At 72.7% G+C, this 15260-nt stretch carries 18 protein-coding genes; 10 read left to right on the plus strand and 8 right to left on the minus strand.

The window, feature by feature from the left end; genetic code table 11:
- Nucleotides 1–8 precede the first annotated feature (8 nt).
- The gene (locus LZG04_RS29630; protein WP_233822976.1) at nucleotides 9–794 is read left to right on the plus strand and encodes a LysE family transporter; all 786 of its coding nucleotides are present in this window, start codon (nucleotides 9–11) and stop codon (nucleotides 792–794) included.
- On the opposite strand, the gene LZG04_RS29635 is transcribed toward LZG04_RS29630, so the two are convergent.
- Nucleotides 782–1957 (minus strand): GNAT family N-acetyltransferase, encoded by a 1176-nt coding sequence (locus LZG04_RS29635; RefSeq protein ID WP_233822978.1) that lies wholly within the window; start codon nucleotides 1955–1957, stop codon nucleotides 782–784. The two genes, LZG04_RS29630 and LZG04_RS29635, sit on opposite strands and share 13 nt — an antisense overlap.
- Before the next feature lie 84 nt (nucleotides 1958–2041).
- Between LZG04_RS29635 and LZG04_RS29640 the strand changes: the two genes are divergently transcribed.
- The 4 genes from LZG04_RS29640 to LZG04_RS29655 are packed head-to-tail and all read left to right on the plus strand — an operon-like array spanning nucleotide 2042 to nucleotide 3480.
- Complete coding sequence (locus LZG04_RS29640) at nucleotides 2042–2497, plus strand: N-acetyltransferase (protein ID WP_233822980.1); 456 nt, start codon at nucleotides 2042–2044, stop codon at nucleotides 2495–2497.
- A gap of 10 nt (nucleotides 2498–2507) precedes the next feature.
- A complete protein-coding gene (locus tag LZG04_RS29645; RefSeq protein ID WP_233822981.1) occupies nucleotides 2508–2888 on the plus strand; it encodes a hypothetical protein in 381 nt (126 codons plus the stop codon).
- 44 nt (nucleotides 2889–2932) lie between these two features.
- Nucleotides 2933–3196: a phosphoribosyl-ATP diphosphatase gene (locus tag LZG04_RS29650; protein WP_033434999.1), complete on the plus strand. Its 264-nt coding sequence runs from the start codon at nucleotides 2933–2935 to the stop codon at nucleotides 3194–3196.
- Entirely contained in the window at nucleotides 3193–3480 is a 288-nt protein-coding gene (locus LZG04_RS29655) for an antibiotic biosynthesis monooxygenase (RefSeq protein ID WP_233822983.1), read from the plus strand. The genes LZG04_RS29650 and LZG04_RS29655 overlap by 4 nt, the downstream gene beginning before the upstream one ends.
- Here LZG04_RS29655 and LZG04_RS29660 read toward each other — a convergent pair.
- The 4 genes from LZG04_RS29660 to LZG04_RS29675 are packed head-to-tail and all read right to left on the minus strand — an operon-like array spanning nucleotide 3465 to nucleotide 6997.
- Nucleotides 3465–4097 carry a phosphoribosyltransferase gene (locus LZG04_RS29660; RefSeq protein ID WP_233822985.1) on the minus strand — a complete coding sequence of 211 codons (633 nt, stop codon included), beginning with the start codon at nucleotides 4095–4097 and terminating at the stop codon, nucleotides 3465–3467. The two genes, LZG04_RS29655 and LZG04_RS29660, sit on opposite strands and share 16 nt — an antisense overlap.
- A gap of 44 nt (nucleotides 4098–4141) precedes the next feature.
- The gene (locus LZG04_RS29665; protein ID WP_233822987.1) at nucleotides 4142–4915 is read right to left on the minus strand and encodes a thioesterase family protein; all 774 of its coding nucleotides are present in this window, start codon (nucleotides 4913–4915) and stop codon (nucleotides 4142–4144) included.
- A gap of 14 nt (nucleotides 4916–4929) precedes the next feature.
- Nucleotides 4930–5796: a RecB family exonuclease gene (locus LZG04_RS29670; RefSeq protein ID WP_233822989.1), complete on the minus strand. Its 867-nt coding sequence runs from the start codon at nucleotides 5794–5796 to the stop codon at nucleotides 4930–4932.
- Between the two features lie 43 nt (nucleotides 5797–5839).
- Nucleotides 5840–6997, minus strand: coding sequence for an FAD-dependent monooxygenase (locus LZG04_RS29675; protein WP_233822991.1), 1158 nt, complete (start codon nucleotides 6995–6997; stop codon nucleotides 5840–5842).
- Nucleotides 6998–7084: 87 nt separating this feature from the next.
- On the opposite strand from LZG04_RS29675, the gene LZG04_RS29680 reads away from it, so the two are divergent.
- Nucleotides 7085–7804, plus strand: coding sequence for a TetR/AcrR family transcriptional regulator (locus tag LZG04_RS29680; RefSeq protein ID WP_233822993.1), 720 nt, complete (start codon nucleotides 7085–7087; stop codon nucleotides 7802–7804).
- Between the two features lie 56 nt (nucleotides 7805–7860).
- Nucleotides 7861–8961: a site-2 protease family protein gene (locus LZG04_RS29685; RefSeq protein WP_233823049.1), complete on the plus strand. Its 1101-nt coding sequence runs from the start codon at nucleotides 7861–7863 to the stop codon at nucleotides 8959–8961.
- On the opposite strand, the gene LZG04_RS29690 is transcribed toward LZG04_RS29685, so the two are convergent.
- Both LZG04_RS29690 and LZG04_RS42730 read right to left on the minus strand, forming a co-directional pair.
- Nucleotides 8936–9604 carry a response regulator transcription factor gene (locus LZG04_RS29690; RefSeq protein ID WP_233822995.1) on the minus strand — a complete coding sequence of 223 codons (669 nt, stop codon included), beginning with the start codon at nucleotides 9602–9604 and terminating at the stop codon, nucleotides 8936–8938. The genes LZG04_RS29685 and LZG04_RS29690 overlap by 26 nt on opposite strands.
- On the minus strand, nucleotides 9601–10722 hold the full coding sequence (locus LZG04_RS42730) for a histidine kinase (RefSeq protein ID WP_233822997.1): 1122 nt from the start codon (nucleotides 10720–10722) through the stop codon (nucleotides 9601–9603). The genes LZG04_RS29690 and LZG04_RS42730 overlap by 4 nt, the downstream gene beginning before the upstream one ends.
- Before the next feature lie 100 nt (nucleotides 10723–10822).
- Here LZG04_RS42730 and LZG04_RS29700 point away from each other — a divergent pair, with 100 nt between their 5' ends.
- Together LZG04_RS29700 and LZG04_RS29705 are read left to right on the plus strand one after the other, a co-directional pair.
- The gene (locus LZG04_RS29700; RefSeq protein ID WP_233822999.1) at nucleotides 10823–11413 is read left to right on the plus strand and encodes a hypothetical protein; all 591 of its coding nucleotides are present in this window, start codon (nucleotides 10823–10825) and stop codon (nucleotides 11411–11413) included.
- A gap of 87 nt (nucleotides 11414–11500) precedes the next feature.
- Nucleotides 11501–12328, plus strand: a complete 828-nt coding sequence (locus tag LZG04_RS29705) for a tRNA (adenine-N1)-methyltransferase (RefSeq protein ID WP_106618766.1) — start codon at nucleotides 11501–11503, stop codon at nucleotides 12326–12328.
- A 55-nt stretch (nucleotides 12329–12383) separates the two neighbouring features.
- On the opposite strand, the gene LZG04_RS29710 is transcribed toward LZG04_RS29705, so the two are convergent.
- A complete protein-coding gene (locus tag LZG04_RS29710) occupies nucleotides 12384–13181 on the minus strand; it encodes a hypothetical protein (protein ID WP_233823001.1) in 798 nt (265 codons plus the stop codon).
- A gap of 240 nt (nucleotides 13182–13421) precedes the next feature.
- Between LZG04_RS29710 and arc the strand changes: the two genes are divergently transcribed.
- Nucleotides 13422–15221 carry a proteasome ATPase gene (gene arc / locus LZG04_RS29715; RefSeq protein WP_233823003.1) on the plus strand — a complete coding sequence of 600 codons (1800 nt, stop codon included), beginning with the start codon at nucleotides 13422–13424 and terminating at the stop codon, nucleotides 15219–15221.
- The last annotated feature ends 39 nt before the right edge of the window (nucleotides 15222–15260 follow it).

Here is a 15260-nt window from a genome sequence, read left to right on the forward strand (position 1 = left end):
CTGCCGCCGTGGACGCACTGGGGTTGGGACTGACCCTCGGCTTGGCCGCGAGCATCAGCCCCGGCCCGCTGTTGGTGCTGGTGGTGACGTCGTCGTTGCGCTCCGGCCTGCGGTCCGGCGTCCTGACCGCCTGCGCGCCGCTGCTGTCGGACGCCGTCGTGGTCACCGCGACCCTGCTGCTGCTCGACCGCCTGCCCGCGCGGACGCTGGGCGTGCTCGGCGTCGTGGGCGCGGTGTTCGTGGTGTACAGCGGCGTGCAGACCATCCGGGAGGCGCGCTCGGCCTCCCTGACCACCCCGCCCCCGCCCACCGACGCCCACGCTTCGCCCGGCCTCGCTGCGCCCGGACTCGCTTCGCCGGACCACGCTTCGCAGGGGTCGCCGCCCAGGGGAACCCTGGACTCGATTCTACCGGCGGGGTCCGACAATTCCGACCCGTCGGCGATCGAGGACGAGCCCGGTCCGCCGACGCGGGCCGCCCGGTCGGGCTCGTTCGCGTTGCGCCGAGCGGTCCTGGTGAACCTGGTCAGCCCGCACCCGTGGGTCGCGTGGGCGACCGCGCTCGGCCCCCTCGCCATCACCGCCTGGCGCACCTCACCGCCCACGGGCGTGGCGTTCCTGATCGGGTTCTACCTCACCCTCGTCGGCGGCAAGGTCGTCATCGCCCTCCTGGTCGCGCGGGGCCGCCGTCGCCTCCGTGACACCGGCTACCGCCGCGCCCTCACCGCCGCCGGCGTGCTGCTCGTGCTCGCGGGCGTCGCCATGGGCGTCGAGTTCGCCACCTACGGCACGTAGAACGTCATCAGGTCACCGCGCACCGGCGGGAACAGCGTGTGCATCAGCTCGGCGTTCGGACCCGGGTACACGTCCGCGAAACGGGCGGTCAGGCCGCGCAGGCCGTGCGGGCCGAACAGCAGCGACGCCAGCATGTCCGGCGCGACACCCGCGCCACCGGCGGCACCGGGGGCCTGCATCCGCCCACCCGCCACGACCGGGCCGACCTCCCCCGCCCGCAACGGCAGCCGCATGTGCGACCGGTAGAACGAGACGACCGCCTCGCCCTCCCGGTCGGCGAAACCGCTCGCCGCCAACCGCCGCCCGAACACCGGCCGCAGGTGCTCCAGCAACGCCACCGGGTCACCGATCCGCACGTAGTAGGAGTTGGCCTCCATCGCCGCCGGCCCGAGGAACGGTGCCAGCGCCTCACCCGCCACCGAACCCGGCCGTTCGGTCACCTCGGTGGCACCGGTCGACGCGAGCAGCGCGTGCGCCGCCTCCTCGTCCACGGCGGCCACCTCGCACAGCCGCACGCCCTCCTCCGGCAGCGTGGTGCGACCGGTGGCGACCGGCACGCCGTCCCGCTCCACCAGCCACTGCGTGCTGCCGTCCCGTGCCACGAGCCACCGCCACAGGGCGGGGGAGTGCGGCATCCGCAGGTCGGCCCGAGCCTGCTCCGCGTCCTGCAACCGGGCCATCGCCGGGATGTCTTCCACCCCTGCCTCGCGCAACGCGTGCCCGCCGACCTCGGGACGGCTCGTGACCGGCCGGGTGGCCGAGATCGGGATCGCGTACGTGTAGCCGAACTGCCGGTAGAAGTACGGGATGCCCAGCATCACGTTGACGAGTTGGCCCCGTGCGGCGGACCGCTCGTGCGCCCAGCCCATGAGCGCGCGCACCAGCCCGCGGCCCTCGTAGGCGCGGTCGGTGGCGACCAGCTCCACCTGACCCGCCGGGATCCCGACCCCGTCGAGGACCAGCGTCTCGTCCAGCAGGGTCGCGGTGGACACGACCCTGTCGCCGTCCACGACGACCGCGCACGCCTCCCAGCCGGCGTCGGGATCCTCGACCACCAGGCGGTGGTCGACCGCGTCCGCCGGTTCGCCGCGGTCGACCAGCAGCGCGCCGATCTGGTCGAGGTCTTGCGGGCGCGCGGTCCGCAGCACCAGCCCATCGGTCATCGGAGCAGTGTGTTGGGTGTGTCCGAGATCGCGCTATCGGATTTTCGGTGGCGGCGATGTGCCCTGCCACGCAGAATCCGCGCCATGCCCTGGCTCCCCGCTGACTTCGCCCACCCGACCCGCGTAACGCTGGACGGCGAGCACCACCTGCGCCCGATCCGCGAGTCCGATGTGGACGTCGACTACCCCGCCGTGATGGGGTCGCGGCAGCGGCTGTGGTCGTTGTACGGGCAGAAGTGGGGCTGGCCGCCCGCCGACATGACCCACGAGCAGGACCGCGTCGACCTCGCCCGCCACGAACGCGAGCAGGACGCGCACGAGTCGTTCAACTACGCCCTGTTCAACTCCGACGAGACCGAGCTGTACGGGTGCGTCTACATCGACCCCGTCGGCGATGCCGAGCACGCCTACGACGCGCGGATCTCGTGGTGGGTGGTGGACGAGCGCGTGGGCACCGATCTGGAGCGCGCGCTGGACGAGTTCGTGCCGAGGTGGATCGCCGAGGTGTGGCCCTTCACGAGCCCGCACTACGGGATCTAGTGTTCGCCCGGTGACACCGTTGGCCAAGTGGACCATCGTCTCGGTGAGCCTCACCGTGCTGGCCGTGCTCGTGCCGTGGGCCACCTATGGCGACCACGACATCGAGCTGTCCCGCCTGCCGCTGTGGTGGACCTACCTGGGTGCGGCGGCCGTGATGCACGCGTGCGCCCGGGTCGCCCCGCCGGTGTCCGCGGGGTTCGTCGTGGTCGCGGTCGCGTCGGCGGTGCTCGTGGCGACCGGCTACGACGAGGCGTCCCGCATTTTCGGCCACGTCGTGCCGCTGGTCGTGCCGCGTCCCGGGTTGGGCGTGGTGTTCGCGGTCGCGTCGGCGGCGGCCCAGGCGGCGGGCCTGCGCGGCCGGGCTCGTGCCGCGCGGCCCCTTCCGGCCTGACCTGGGTTCCTGCGGCCGTTCGGGGGATGGGAGGATCAGACCCTGTGAAGACCTTCGACGAGCTGTTCGCCGAGCTGAGCGAACGCGCACGCACCCGCCCTGAGGGCTCCGCCACCGCCGCGGCTCTGGAGGCCGGGGTGCATGCGCAGGGCAAGAAGGTGCTGGAGGAGGCGGGCGAGGTCTGGATCGCCGCGGAGCACGAGTCCGACGAGCGCCTGGCCGAAGAGGTCTCCCAGCTGCTGTACCGGGTGCAGGTGCTGATGCTCGGCCGCGGCCTCACCCTCGAAGACGTCTACAAGCACCTGTGATCCTGGAAGTCGCGACGCTCGACGTCCGCCCCGGCCTGGAGGCGGACTTCGAGCGGGCGTTCGCCGAGGCGCGCGAGGTCGTCGCGCGGTCGCCCGGGTTCGTCTCGCTCGAGCTCCGGCGCTCGGTCGAGCAGCCGTCCCGGTACCTGTTGCTGGTGCGGTGGGAACGGCTGGAGGACCACACGGTCGGTTTCCGGCAAGGGCCGCTGTACCCGCGGTGGAAGGCGCTGCTGCACCACTTCTACGACCCGTTCCCGACCGTCGAGCACTACCGCGAGGTCTGACGGCGCAGCAGGTCGACCACCTGGTCGTCGGTGGTCTGGTCGAAGTGGGCGTAGAACCGGCCGACGGCCCGGAAGTCCGTGCGCGGGTGCGGGCAGACCACCAGGTCGGCGTCGGCTTCGAGGGCGCGCACCGAGTCCGCCGCGCCCACCGGTACCGCGAGCACCAGGCGGCGCGGGCGCCCGCCCCGGGCTTCGCGCAACGCGGCGCGGGCCGTGACGCCGGTGGCCAGGCCGTCGTCCACGACCAGCACGTCCCGCCCTTCGAGCCGCACCGGGCCGTCGCGGTACAGCTCCAGCCGCCGCCGGGCCTCCTGCCGTTCGGCGGCGCACCTCTCGGCCAGGTCCCCGGTGGTCAGGCCCAGCACGCGCAGCGCGTCTTCGTCGAAGATCGGCTCACCGTCCGCGGTGACCGCGCCGATGCCGTACTCGGGCCGGCCGGGCGCGCCGATCTTGCGCGCCACCGCCACGCCCAACTCCCCGTCCAACGCCGAGGCGACCTCGAACGCCACCGGCACCCCACCTCGCGCCAGTCCCAGCACCAGCGGATCGGTCCAGGTCCGGTCGGCCAGCGCCCGGGCGAGCACCCGGCCGGCGTCGGAGCGGTCGGCGAACCTCACCCCTCCATGGTGCGCGCGTCCCGCGTCGCCGTCGACCGCGACGCTCAGCGCTCCCGCACGAACAGCGACTGCGCGGTGCGCCCCACGGGGCCCTGCTCGTCGTGCAGCACGCTGCTCGCCACGCCGACGCCCGACGGTCCGATCACGGTCCGGGCGTCCAGGGCGAACCACTCGCCGACCGGCTCGCGGTGCAGGTGCACGGTCAGGTCGGTGTTGATCGTGTACCAGGTGCGGATGTCCAGCCGGCTGGACACGCCGCTCGCCGAGTCGGCCACGGTGAACAGGCGTTGCGCCGCGCTCGGCTCCTCGCCGGCCACCACGCTCACCCGCGCCCGCGCCCACACCACCGCGTCACCGGGGGAGAAGACGCCGCCGGTGACCGAACGCCACCGCATCGCGGCCAGGTAGCCGCCTCGCCAGTGCTCGGGGATCGCCATCGGCGCGCACTCCGAGGGCGCGACGAGCCGTTCGCCCGCGTCGGACGCCACCGCCGCCGTGTCGGCCGCCACGATCCGCCACGCGTTCGCCCGCAGCACCGGACGGCCCTCGTGCGCCAGTTCCGCCGACAGCAGCTCCACCGACCGCCCCGGCCGCAGCACCGACGCGGTCACGGTCAGCTCGGCCACCGGCACCGGGCCCAGCACCTCGAACGCCACCCGGGACAACACGGCCTCCGGCCGGGGCGCGCACCGCTCCAGCGCCCGCACCAGCAGCGCCGACGGCGGACCCAGGTGCTGGCTGTCGTTGCCCCACGGCCCGGTGGTGTGCCCGGTGGCGGCGAACCGCCCCTCGTCCAGCCGCTCGTAGAACGCGTCCATCGGCGCCACCCCCGTCAGTCGGCCCGGTCCAGCGCGGTCTCCACCCCGGCGTCCGGCTCCGGCCAGCCCGGGTACGGCGGCGGCGTGCCGTCGAACGCCGGGCACAGCGCCTTGTGGTCGCAGTAGTCGCACAGCCTGCTCGGGTTCGGCCGGAAGTCGCCCGACTTGGCCGCGCGCAGGATCGCGTCCCAGATCGCCTCCAGCGTGCGCTCGAACCGGGCCAGCTCGGCCTCGTCCGGCTGGTAGGCCAGCGCCTGCCGGTCGGCCAGGTACATCAGCCGCAGCTGGCGCGGCACGACGCCGCGCAGCCGCCACAGCACCAGCGCGTAGAACTTCATCTGGAACAACGCCTTGGCCTCGCCGATCTCGCGGGGCGCGGCGCCGGTCTTGTAGTCGACCACCCGGATCTCGCCGGTCGGCGCCACGTCCACGCGGTCGATGTACCCGCGAAGCAGCACCCCGGAGGGCAGCTCCCACTCCACCAGCAGCTCACGGGCGTCGGGGTCGAACCGGCGCGGGTCCTCCAGCCCGAAGTAGCCCTCCAGCAGCTCCTCCGCCGACGCGAGCCACTCCTCCTGCTCGGGGTCGCCCTCGGCGAACAGCTCGGCGAACTCCGGCCGTTCGGCCCGCACCCGCTCCCACGCCGGGCCGACCAGCGCCCGCGCGGTCTCCGGCAGCCGTTCGGCGGCGGGCAGCCCGAACAGGTCCTCCAGCACCGCGTGCACCACCGTGCCGCGCACCTGCGCCCTGGTCGGCTTCTCGGGGAGCCGGTCGACGGCGCGGAAGCGGTAGAGCAGCGGGCACTGCTTGAAGTCGCCCGCTCGCGAGGGCGACAGCGCTGGCCTGCGCACGGGGCGCTCGGTGATCGTCGGCACTGCCATGGGACGCAACCCTAGGCCAACCCCCCGACAAGATCGGGTTCCGCTACGCGGCGGCGCGGGCGTAGTCCGGCAAGTCGATCTTGCTGGTGATGTCCTTGCCCGCCTTCAGCATCAGGGCGAGCAGGAACCGGTTGCCCAGCAGGCCGTTGCGGGCGCGCAGGCCGAACGTGCTCGCGGGGGCCAGGAACCTGCCCGTCCGGTCACCGCCCTTCTGGCACCGCCGCGCGTAGTCGCGCATCCGGTCCTCGTAACGCCGGAACGCCGCCGTGTGGTCGCCGTCCGCCGCGGCCAGCTCGCCCGCGAGCACGTACGCGCCGACCATCGCGGTGCCCGTGCCCATCCCGCCGATGGTCGCGCCGCACGCGGCGTCGCCGACCAGTGCGACGCGGCCCCGTGACCAGGGGCTGACGTCGACCCGGCTGATCGAGTCGAAGTACAGCTCCGTCGTGTGCTCCAAGGTCGCGAGCAGGCGGGGCGTCTCCCACCCCATGTCGCCGAACGCCTCGACCAGCAGCCGCCGCTGGGCCGCCACGTCACGCCGGTCGTAGGCCAGGACGGGCGACTTGAAGACGACGAACGCGCCCCGGTCGCCGAAGGACACGAGCCTGCCCGGCGCGTTGTGGCTCACCGGCGGGCGGTCGAACTCCGCGGGCAGCTCCCAGCTCGCGACGTAGTAGCCGAGGTGGCTGACGAACCGCTCCTCCGGCCCGAAGACCAGGGCCCGGACCTTCGAGTGGATGCCGTCCGCCCCGATGACCAGGTCGAACGTGTCCTGCGCCCCCGAGGCGAACGTGACGTCGACGCCGTCGGGCGTCTCCGTCAACGCGGCGATGGAGTCGCCGAAGACGTAGTCCACCTCGTCCTTCCCGTGCTCGTAGAGCACCCGTGCGAGGTCTCCGCGCAACACCTCGATGTCCCCGCCCGCGAAGTCCGCCGGCAGGTGCAGCAGGGTCCGGCCGTCCTCGTCGACGAACGTCATCGGGCTGCCGCCGGTCCGCAGCTCGCGCACCTGCTCCAGCACGCCCGTCCGCTCCAGCACGGTGAGGTGGGTCCGGCCGCGGAAGTCCACCGCCGCGCCGCCGCCGCGCAGGGCCGGCGCGATCTCGACCACGGTCGGCTCGAAGCCGTGCCGCGCCAGCCAGTAGGCCAGCGCGGGTCCCGCCACGCTCGCGCCGGAGACCAGCACCCGTTCGCCCGTCATATCCGCCCCAAACTGTGTCCGCCAGAAGCAATTTTATTTGTGTATGTTAGACACAGTTTTTCCGCGACCGCAACGACGGAGGTGGCGATGGACCTGACGGGCAGCCTCGCCCTGCTGTGGGGCGACCGTCCCGGCCCGCGTCGCGGCCCCAAGCCCGCGCTCACGCACGACCTCATCGCCCGCGCCGGCATCGCGATCGCCGACGCCGAGGGGCTCGCGGCCGTCTCGATGCACCGGGTCGCCGCGGACCTCGGCTTCACCAAGATGTCCCTGTACCGCTACGTGCCCGGCAAGGCCGAGCTGGTCGCCCTCATGGCCGACCTGGCGATGGGCGCGCCGCCCGCCGACCTGGGCGGCGGCGACCGGTGCGCACGCCTGCGCGCGTGGGCGCTGGCGCTGCTGCCGGGCTTCCTGCGGCACCCGTGGGTGCTGGAGGCCACCACGGGCCCGCGCGTGGTCGGCCCCAACGAGCTGGCCTGGATGGAAGCCGCGCTGGCCCAGCTCGACGGCACCGACCTGGGCGGCGCGGCGCGAATGGACGTGCTGGCCGTGCTCGCCGGGCACGTCCGCGGCATCGCCCAACAGGCCGCGACGACACCGGGCGGTGACGCCGGCACGCAGCTCGGCGCGATCCTGGCCGAGGTCGTGCGCGAGCGCGGTGACCGCTACCCGGCGGTCAAGGCCGCGTTGGCCGAGGCGGCCGAGGGTGGCGAGGACGAGGCGCTCGGCTTCGGCCTGGACCTCATCCTCGACGGCCTGCGCGCCCGCCTCGGCGAACCCGCCGGTGCTGATCCAACACAGTCCTGATACACCCGGCCGCCTAGGCTCGGCCCGTGGCGACGACGGGGAGTTGGCGGCGACAGGTGGGCCGGGACGGCGGGCTGCCGCTGTTCCGCGCGGCCGGGATACCGGTGCTGCTCGCGCCCTCGTGGTGGCTGGGCTCGGCGGCCATCGTGGTGCTGTACGCCCCGCTCGTCAGCCGCATCGCACCCGGTACGGGTGGCCTCACCGGCGTGCTCCTGGCCGCCACGTTCGCGATCTTCCTCGGCCTCTCGGTGCTCGCGCACGAGCTAGGCCACAGCCTGGTCGCGCTGCGCCTGGGCCTGCCGGTGCGGCGGCTGCGCCTGTTCCTGCTCGGCGGCGTGTCCGAGGTGATGCGCACCCCGACCCGTCCCGCCCACGAGGGCGCGATCGCCGCCGCGGGCCCGATCGTCTCCATCATCCTGGCGGGCGCGTTCGCGCTGGCCGCCGCCGCCATCCCGCACCCCGACGCGGTCTGGCTGCTGATCGCCCAGACCGCGTTCGCCAACGCCGCCGTCGCCGTGTTCAACCTGCTCCCGGGCCTGCCGCTGGACGGCGGGCGGATCCTGCGCGCGGGCGTCTGGGCCGTCACGGGCCGCCGTGCGGCGGGCACGAAGGCCGCCGTGGTCGGCGGCGGCGTGGTGGCCGCGCTCCTCGTCGTCTGGGCCGTCTGGGGCGTGCTCGACGGCGCGGAGGACCGCTGGCTGCGCTTCGGCGTGTGCTTGCTGACCGCCTGGTTCGTGGTGGCGGGCGCGCGCGGCGAGTTCACCGCCGAGCGCCGCAGCACCTGGCCGGACGGCCTCACGCTGGGCGAGCTGGTCCGACCCGTGCTCCAGCTGCCCGCCGAGAGCCCCGTGTCGGGCGCGCTCACCGCGTCCGCCGGCCGGGGCGTGGTGCTGGTCCGCGCGGACGGCGTGGCCGCCGGCCTGCTCGACCGCGAGATGGCCCGCCGCCTGGCCACCACCTCCCCGCACGCGCCCGCCGAGCAGGCCGCCGTGCCGATCCGGCCGGAGACCGTGCTGCTGGAGAACGAGACCGGCGCGGAGGTGGTCGAACGCGTGCACGGCACCGCCGCCTGGGAGTACCTGGTCGTCGACCTCGAAGGGCGGCCGGCGGGCGTGCTGCGGCGCGAGGACCTCAAGGCCGCGCTGGACCGCCGCTGACCTGGTCGTCGCCGTCGAGCAGGCCCGCCTCCTGCGCCAGGATCGCCGCCTGCACCCGCGACCGCAGGTCCAGCTTCGTCAGCACCCGCGACACGTGCGTCTTCACCGTCGTCTCACCGATGTGCAGCTTTCGCCCGATCTGGTGATTCGACAGCCCTTCACCGAGGCAGCGCAACACCTCGACCTCACGCTCGGTCAGCGCGTCCAACGCGGCCGGGCGAGAGCGGGGCGCGGTCGAGGCGAACTCCCGCATCACCCGCCGCGTCACGCTCGGCGCCAGCACCCCGTCACCGGCCGCGACCTGCCGCACCGCCTCCACCAGCGCGGACGACTCCACCGACTTCAGCAGGAACCCCGCCGCGCCGGCCCGCAACGCGCCCCGCACGTACTCGTCCAGGTCGAACGTGGTCAGCACCAGCACCTCGCACACGCCGCTGAGCTGCCTGGTCGCCTCGATGCCGTCCACGCCCGGCATCCGGATGTCCATCAGCACCACGTCCGGCTCCAGCCGCTTGGCCAGCCGCACCGCCTCCGCGCCGTCCGCGGCCTCGCCGACCACCTCGACGCCGTCCGCGTCGCCGAGGATCATCACCAGCCCAGCCCGGATCGCCGCGTGGTCGTCGGCCACCACCACCCGGATCACAGCGGGAACTCCGCCCGCACGACCCACTCGCCGTCGCCGTCACGGCCCGCGGAGAACACCCCGCCGACCAGGTGGGCGCGTTCGGCCATGCTCACCAACCCCGTTCCCGTCCCGGAGCCGCGCGCGCCGTCGACCACGTCGTTGCGCACGACCACCACCAACCGCCTGACCTGCCGTTCCAGCACCACCGACGTGCGCGCGCCCGGCGCGTGCTTCACCGCGTTGGTCAGCGCCTCCTGCACGACCCGGTAGGCCGCGACGTCCACGCCCACCGGCAGCTCGCCCACGTCCGCGCCGCGCAGCCCGACCCGCAGCCCCGCCGCGGCGGCCGACTCGACCAGCCTGCCCACGTCCGCCAACCGCACCGCCACCGGCTCGTCCACCGGCTCGTCGGCCCGCAGCACGTCGATCATGGTCCGCATCTCGGCCAACGCCCGCACGCTGTTCTCGCGCACGGACTTGAGCACCGTGCGCGCGGTCTCCGGGTCTCCCGAGCGCAGCGACAGCACCGCCTCGGACTGGATCGCGATCGCGGACATGTGCCCGGCCACCACGTCGTGCAGGTCACGGGCCATCCGGTTGCGCTCGGCGTGCACCGCCGCCCGCCGGTCCAGCTCGGCGATGCGGGCGACCTGCTCGGCGCCCTCCCGGTGCCGGCGCACGTTCGTCGCCCACCACACGGGCACCACGAGCAGCGAGAACACCTGCAACCCCGCGTAGAACGACTGCCGCCAGTCGCCCAGCGCCGCCGCGGTCGCCGTGATGCCGACCGTCACCACCGCCACCGCGCCCACGAGCACCTGGTGCAGCCTGCGGGGACCGTGCAGGGTGGCCACGAACAGCACGTCGATGCCCACCACCATCATCGGTGCGCTCAAGCCGAAGTAGAGGTCCGCCGCGGTGGCCGCGCCGACCACGCCCACCGCCACCGCGGGCGCCCGGTGCCGCCACGCCTGGCCGGCGCAGGCCACCGCGAGCAGCGCCACCCGCGTGCCCAGCGGTGTGTGCCCGTCCCGGTCGCCCATCATCTGGTCCAGGCCCAGTCGGTGGACCAGCAGCCCCGCGGTGAAGAAGGCCACCGCGACCAGCGCGTCTCGGGGTTTGGGGCGCAGCTCCACCCGGTCATCACAGCACAGCGCCGGGGCCGGGGCGTCCTACGAACTGATGACCCGGGGTCGGTCGGCCGCCCGACGCCGTGCGGGCCCGGTCACGGGGAGCATGGTGATCGTGGTTGAGCCGTTGGTCGTCCTCATCGTGGCATGTGAGATCGGGTTCTGGGTCGTGCTGGGCGCGGGGCTGCTGGCCCGGTACGTGCTGCGCAAGCCCCGGCTGGGCGCGGTGCTGCTGGTCTGCACCCCGGTGGTGGACGTGGTGCTGCTCGTCGCGACCGTGTTCGACCTGAGGTCCGGTGGCGAGGCGACGAGCGTGCACGGCCTGGCCGCCATCTACCTGGGGGTGAGCGTGGCGTTCGGGCACGGCATGCTGCGGTGGGCCGACCAGCGGGTCGCGCACCGGTTCGCCGGCGGGCCGCCGCCCGTGAAGCCGCCGAAGCACGGGATGGCCAAGGTCCGCTACGAGTGGCGCGAGTGGGGCAAGTTCGCCGTCGCGTGGGCGATCGCGTGCTCGGTGATGCTGCTGCTGATGTACGTCGTGGGCACCCCGGAGCGCACGCAGGCGCTGTGGGGGCAGATGGCGACCATGACGCTCGTCGGCGGGATCTGGCTGGTGGGCTGGCCGGTGTACCACACCGTCGCGGAACTGGCGAAGGGCGGCCGGACCAGGGAGAAGGTCGGCGACCGCGGTGAGTGAGCGCGGGTGGGCCGCTACGGGCCGTATGCGGGCTCCGTGGGACCATCGTGCGCTGTCGACACGCGTTTAAGCAGGAGGTTCGCCGCGGTGAGCACCGCCAGTGGTCCGTTCCAGCCCGGAGACCGGGTGCAGTTGACCGACCCGAAGGGACGGCACTACACGATCGTGCTCGAACCGGGCAAGGAGTACCACACCCACCGCGGCGCGCTGCCGCACGACAAGCTGATCGGGCAGCCCGAGGGGTCCGTGGTCGTCTCCGTGGGCGGCACGTCGTTCCTGGCGCTGCGGCCCCTGCTGTCGGACTACGTGCTGTCGATGCCGCGCGGCGCCCAGGTGATCTACCCCAAGGACGCCGCCCAGATCGTCATGTACGGCGACGTGTTCCCCGGCGCGCGGGTGCTGGAGGCGGGCGCCGGTTCCGGCGCGCTGACCTGCTCGTTGCTGCGCGCGGTCGGCGAGAAGGGCAGCGTGACGTCGTACGAGGTCCGCCAGGACCACGCCGACCACGCCATCCGCAACGTCGAGCAGTTCTTCGGCGAGCGGCCGGGCAACTGGTCGCTGACCGTGGGCGACGTGGCCGGGCACGAGGGCGAGGTCGACCGGGTCGTGCTGGACATGCTCGCGCCGTGGGACGTGCTGCCCGCGGTGTCGCGCAGCCTCATCCCCGGCGGGGTGCTGGTGGTGTACGTGGCGACCACGACGCAGCTGTCGAAGGTCACCGAGGCGATCCGGGAGCAGCAGCACTGGACCGAGCCGCACGCGTGGGAGACCCTCGTGCGGCCGTGGCACGTGGTGGGCCTGGCCGTGCGGCCGGAGCACCGGATGATCGGGCACACGGCCTTCCTGCTGACCACCCGCAGGCTCGCCGACGGCGTCACCCCGCCCCGGCCCCAGCGACGCCCGTCCAAGGGCTGACCAGCGAGAACGGCCCCGCACACGAGGTGCGGGGCCGTGTCGGCGCGATGGTCGATCAGGCGTTCGGGCAGGCCACCCAGCCGTCGTCGGTCTTCTTGAACGGCAGCGTGTCGGTGTCGTCCTTGACGTACTCCTTCATGCTGTCGGGCACGCCGCTGAACTTCACCGAGACGGTGGCCGTGGCCTCCGTGTCGCTCTTCTCCTCGACCTTGTCGACGGTCAGGTTGACCTTGATGTTCTTGGCCGCCTCCTGGGCCTCCTCGACCTGCTTCTTGAACTCCGGCGGCAGGTCCTCGAGCTGCTTCTCCAGCTCGGCGGCGAAGGCCCCCGGATCGGTCGCCTTCTTGATGTCGTCGATCGTGCCGTGCTTCTCGCTGCAGGTCAGCGTCTTGAGCTTGTCGAAGTCGCGGGCGTTGACCGCGGCGACGTAGCTGTCGGCGGCGTCCTTGGCGGTGCCGTTGGCGCCACTGTTCAGGTTGAGCACGAGCACGACCACGACGGCGATCACGGCCAGGGCGCCGACGCCACCCAGGATCCAGGGCAGGGGGCTCTTCTTCGGGGGCCGGCCGTAGGGGTCGCCGAAACCACCCGGTTGGCCGTAACCGGGCTGGTTGAACTGGCCGGGCTGGCCGTAGGGCTGCTGGCCGGGGCCGGGCTGCTGCGGCTGCCCGTAGCCACCGGGTGGCGTGCCGTAGCCGGGCTGCTGCCCACCCTGTGGGAAACCCTGAGGTGGCGGCGGGTACCCGCCGGGCTGCTGGCCGTATCCCGGCTGCTGGCCGAATTGGCCTGGTTGCTGGCCAAATTGACCCGGCTGCTGACCGTAGGGACCCGGCTGCTGCGGCGGGACGGACATCACGTTCTCCTAGAACTTTCCGCTGGTGGCAGTGGACACTGCCCGGACTGCGCGCGTGGGACTCGTTATGGGACGCACGGTAGCGGGTAGGAGGTTCCGGCAGACACCGGTATGGAGCAGTTGATCCGGCCGAGCGGGCGGTTTGTGTCATCACACGACGCCCGGGAACCCGCTGGGTGGCGGCTTTTGTCGGTGATCGCCGGTACCGTTGTCGTACGAACACGGGAGGAGGGTGCCGACATGCAGCACGGTCATCCCGGCAGCCAGCCCGATGAGGGTGGCGAGCTGAACAAGGGCAACAACTCTGGTGAGCTGACAGCGCAGATCAGGTTCCTGGAGGACGAGATCGCGTTGCTGCGCCGCAAGTTGACGGAATCCCCACGACACGTCCGCCTGCTGGAGCAGCGGTTGGCGGAGGCGACGGAGCGCGTCAGCCAACTGACCGAGCGCAACACGAAGCTCATCGACACCCTTCGAGAAGCGCGGAGCCAGCTGCTCGCGCTGCGCGAGGAAGTGGACCGCCTCGCCCAGCCGCCCAGCGGTTACGGCGTGTTCCTGGCCAGGTTCGACGACGGCACGGTGGACGTGTTCACCTCCGGCCGCCGGATGCGGGTCTCGGTTTCGCCGGCGGTGGAGACGTCGTCGCTGGTCCTGGGCCAGTCGGTGCGCCTGAACGAGGCGTTGACCGTGGTCGAGGGCGGCGACTTCGAGCGCACCGGCGAGGTCTGCACGCTGCGTGAGGTGCTGGCCTCGGAGACCGCCGACAGCTCGATCGGCCGTGCCCTGGTCGTGGGGCACGCCGACGAGGAGCGGGTCGTCTGGCTGGCGCAGCCGCTGATGGACGCGCCGCTGAAGGCGGGCGACTCCCTGCTGGTCGACTCGAAGGCGGGCTTCGCCTACGAGCGCGTGCCGAAGGCCGAGGTCGAGGACCTGGTGCTGGAGGAGGTGCCCGACGTCCGGTACGAGGACATCGGCGGCCTCTACCGCCAGATCGAGCAGATCCGCGACGCCGTGGAGCTGCCGTTCCTGCACGCCGACCTGTTCCGCGAGTACAAGCTGCGCCCGCCCAAGGGCGTGCTGCTGTACGGCCCTCCCGGCTGCGGGAAGACGCTCATCGCGAAAGCGGTGGCGAACTCCCTGGCCAAGCAGGTCCACGCCGCCCGCGGCGAGGACCACCGCGAGGCCAAGAGCTACTTCCTCAACATCAAGGGCCCCGAGCTGCTCAACAAGTTCGTGGGCGAGACCGAGCGGCACATCCGGCTGATCTTCCAGCGGGCCCGTGAGAAGGCCTCCGAGGGCACCCCGGTGATCGTGTTCTTCGACGAGATGGACTCGATCTTCCGCACCCGCGGCAGCGGCGTGTCGTCCGACGTCGAGACCACGATCGTGCCCCAGCTCCTCAGCGAGATCGACGGCGTCGAGGGCCTGGAGAACGTGATCGTGATCGGCGCCTCCAACCGCGAGGACATGATCGACCCGGCGATCCTGCGGCCCGGCCGGCTCGACGTGAAGATCAAGATCGAGCGCCCGGACGCCGAGGGCGCGAAGGACATCTTCAACAAGTACCTGACGCCCGACCTGCCGATCCACGCCGACGACCTGGCCGAGTTCGGCGGCGACCCGGTGGCCTGCATCGACGGCATGGTGCAGCACACCGTCGAGCGGATGTACGAGGAGTCCGAGGAGAACCGCTTCCTGGAGGTCACCTACGCCAACGGTGACAAGGAGGTCCTGTACTTCCGGGACTTCAACTCCGGCGCGATGATCCAGAACATCGTCGACCGCGCGAAGAAGGCGGCCATCAAGAGCCTGCTGGACACCAAGCAGCCGGGCTTGTCGGTGCGCCACCTGCTGGACGCGATCGTGGACGAGTTCGCCGAGAACGAGGACCTGCCCAACACGACCAACCCGGACGACTGGGCCAGGATCTCGGGCAAGAAGGGCGAGCGGATCGTGTACATCCGCACGCTCGTGACCGGCAAGAACCAGGAGTCGGGTCGGGCGATCGACACGGCCACGAACACCGGTCAGTACCTGTAGGACCGCACTGCCCTCCGTCAACCCGCCTGGACAGCCCGC

The sequence above is a fragment of the Saccharothrix sp. S26 genome (assembly GCF_021390395.1).
Classification (GTDB): Bacteria; Actinomycetota; Actinomycetes; order Mycobacteriales; family Pseudonocardiaceae; genus Actinosynnema.

What these genes read in the sequence shown, in the direction of transcription:
- LZG04_RS29700 (WP_233822999.1), top strand. Translation starts at nt 10,823, where the DNA reads ATGGTGATCGTGGTTGAGCCGTTGGTCGTCCTCATCGTGGCATGTGAG.
- LZG04_RS29635 (WP_233822978.1), bottom strand. Translation starts at nt 1,957, where the DNA reads ATGACCGATGGGCTGGTGCTGCGGACCGCGCGCCCGCAAGACCTCGAC.
- LZG04_RS29675 (WP_233822991.1), bottom strand. Translation starts at nt 6,997, where the DNA reads ATGACGGGCGAACGGGTGCTGGTCTCCGGCGCGAGCGTGGCGGGACCC.
- LZG04_RS29710 (WP_233823001.1), bottom strand. Translation starts at nt 13,181, where the DNA reads ATGTCCGTCCCGCCGCAGCAGCCGGGTCCCTACGGTCAGCAGCCGGGT.
- LZG04_RS29670 (WP_233822989.1), bottom strand. Translation starts at nt 5,796, where the DNA reads ATGGCAGTGCCGACGATCACCGAGCGCCCCGTGCGCAGGCCAGCGCTG.
- arc (WP_233823003.1), top strand. Translation starts at nt 13,422, where the DNA reads ATGCAGCACGGTCATCCCGGCAGCCAGCCCGATGAGGGTGGCGAGCTG.
- LZG04_RS29680 (WP_233822993.1), top strand. Translation starts at nt 7,085, where the DNA reads ATGGACCTGACGGGCAGCCTCGCCCTGCTGTGGGGCGACCGTCCCGGC.
- LZG04_RS29640 (WP_233822980.1), top strand. Translation starts at nt 2,042, where the DNA reads ATGCCCTGGCTCCCCGCTGACTTCGCCCACCCGACCCGCGTAACGCTG.
- LZG04_RS29665 (WP_233822987.1), bottom strand. Translation starts at nt 4,915, where the DNA reads ATGGACGCGTTCTACGAGCGGCTGGACGAGGGGCGGTTCGCCGCCACC.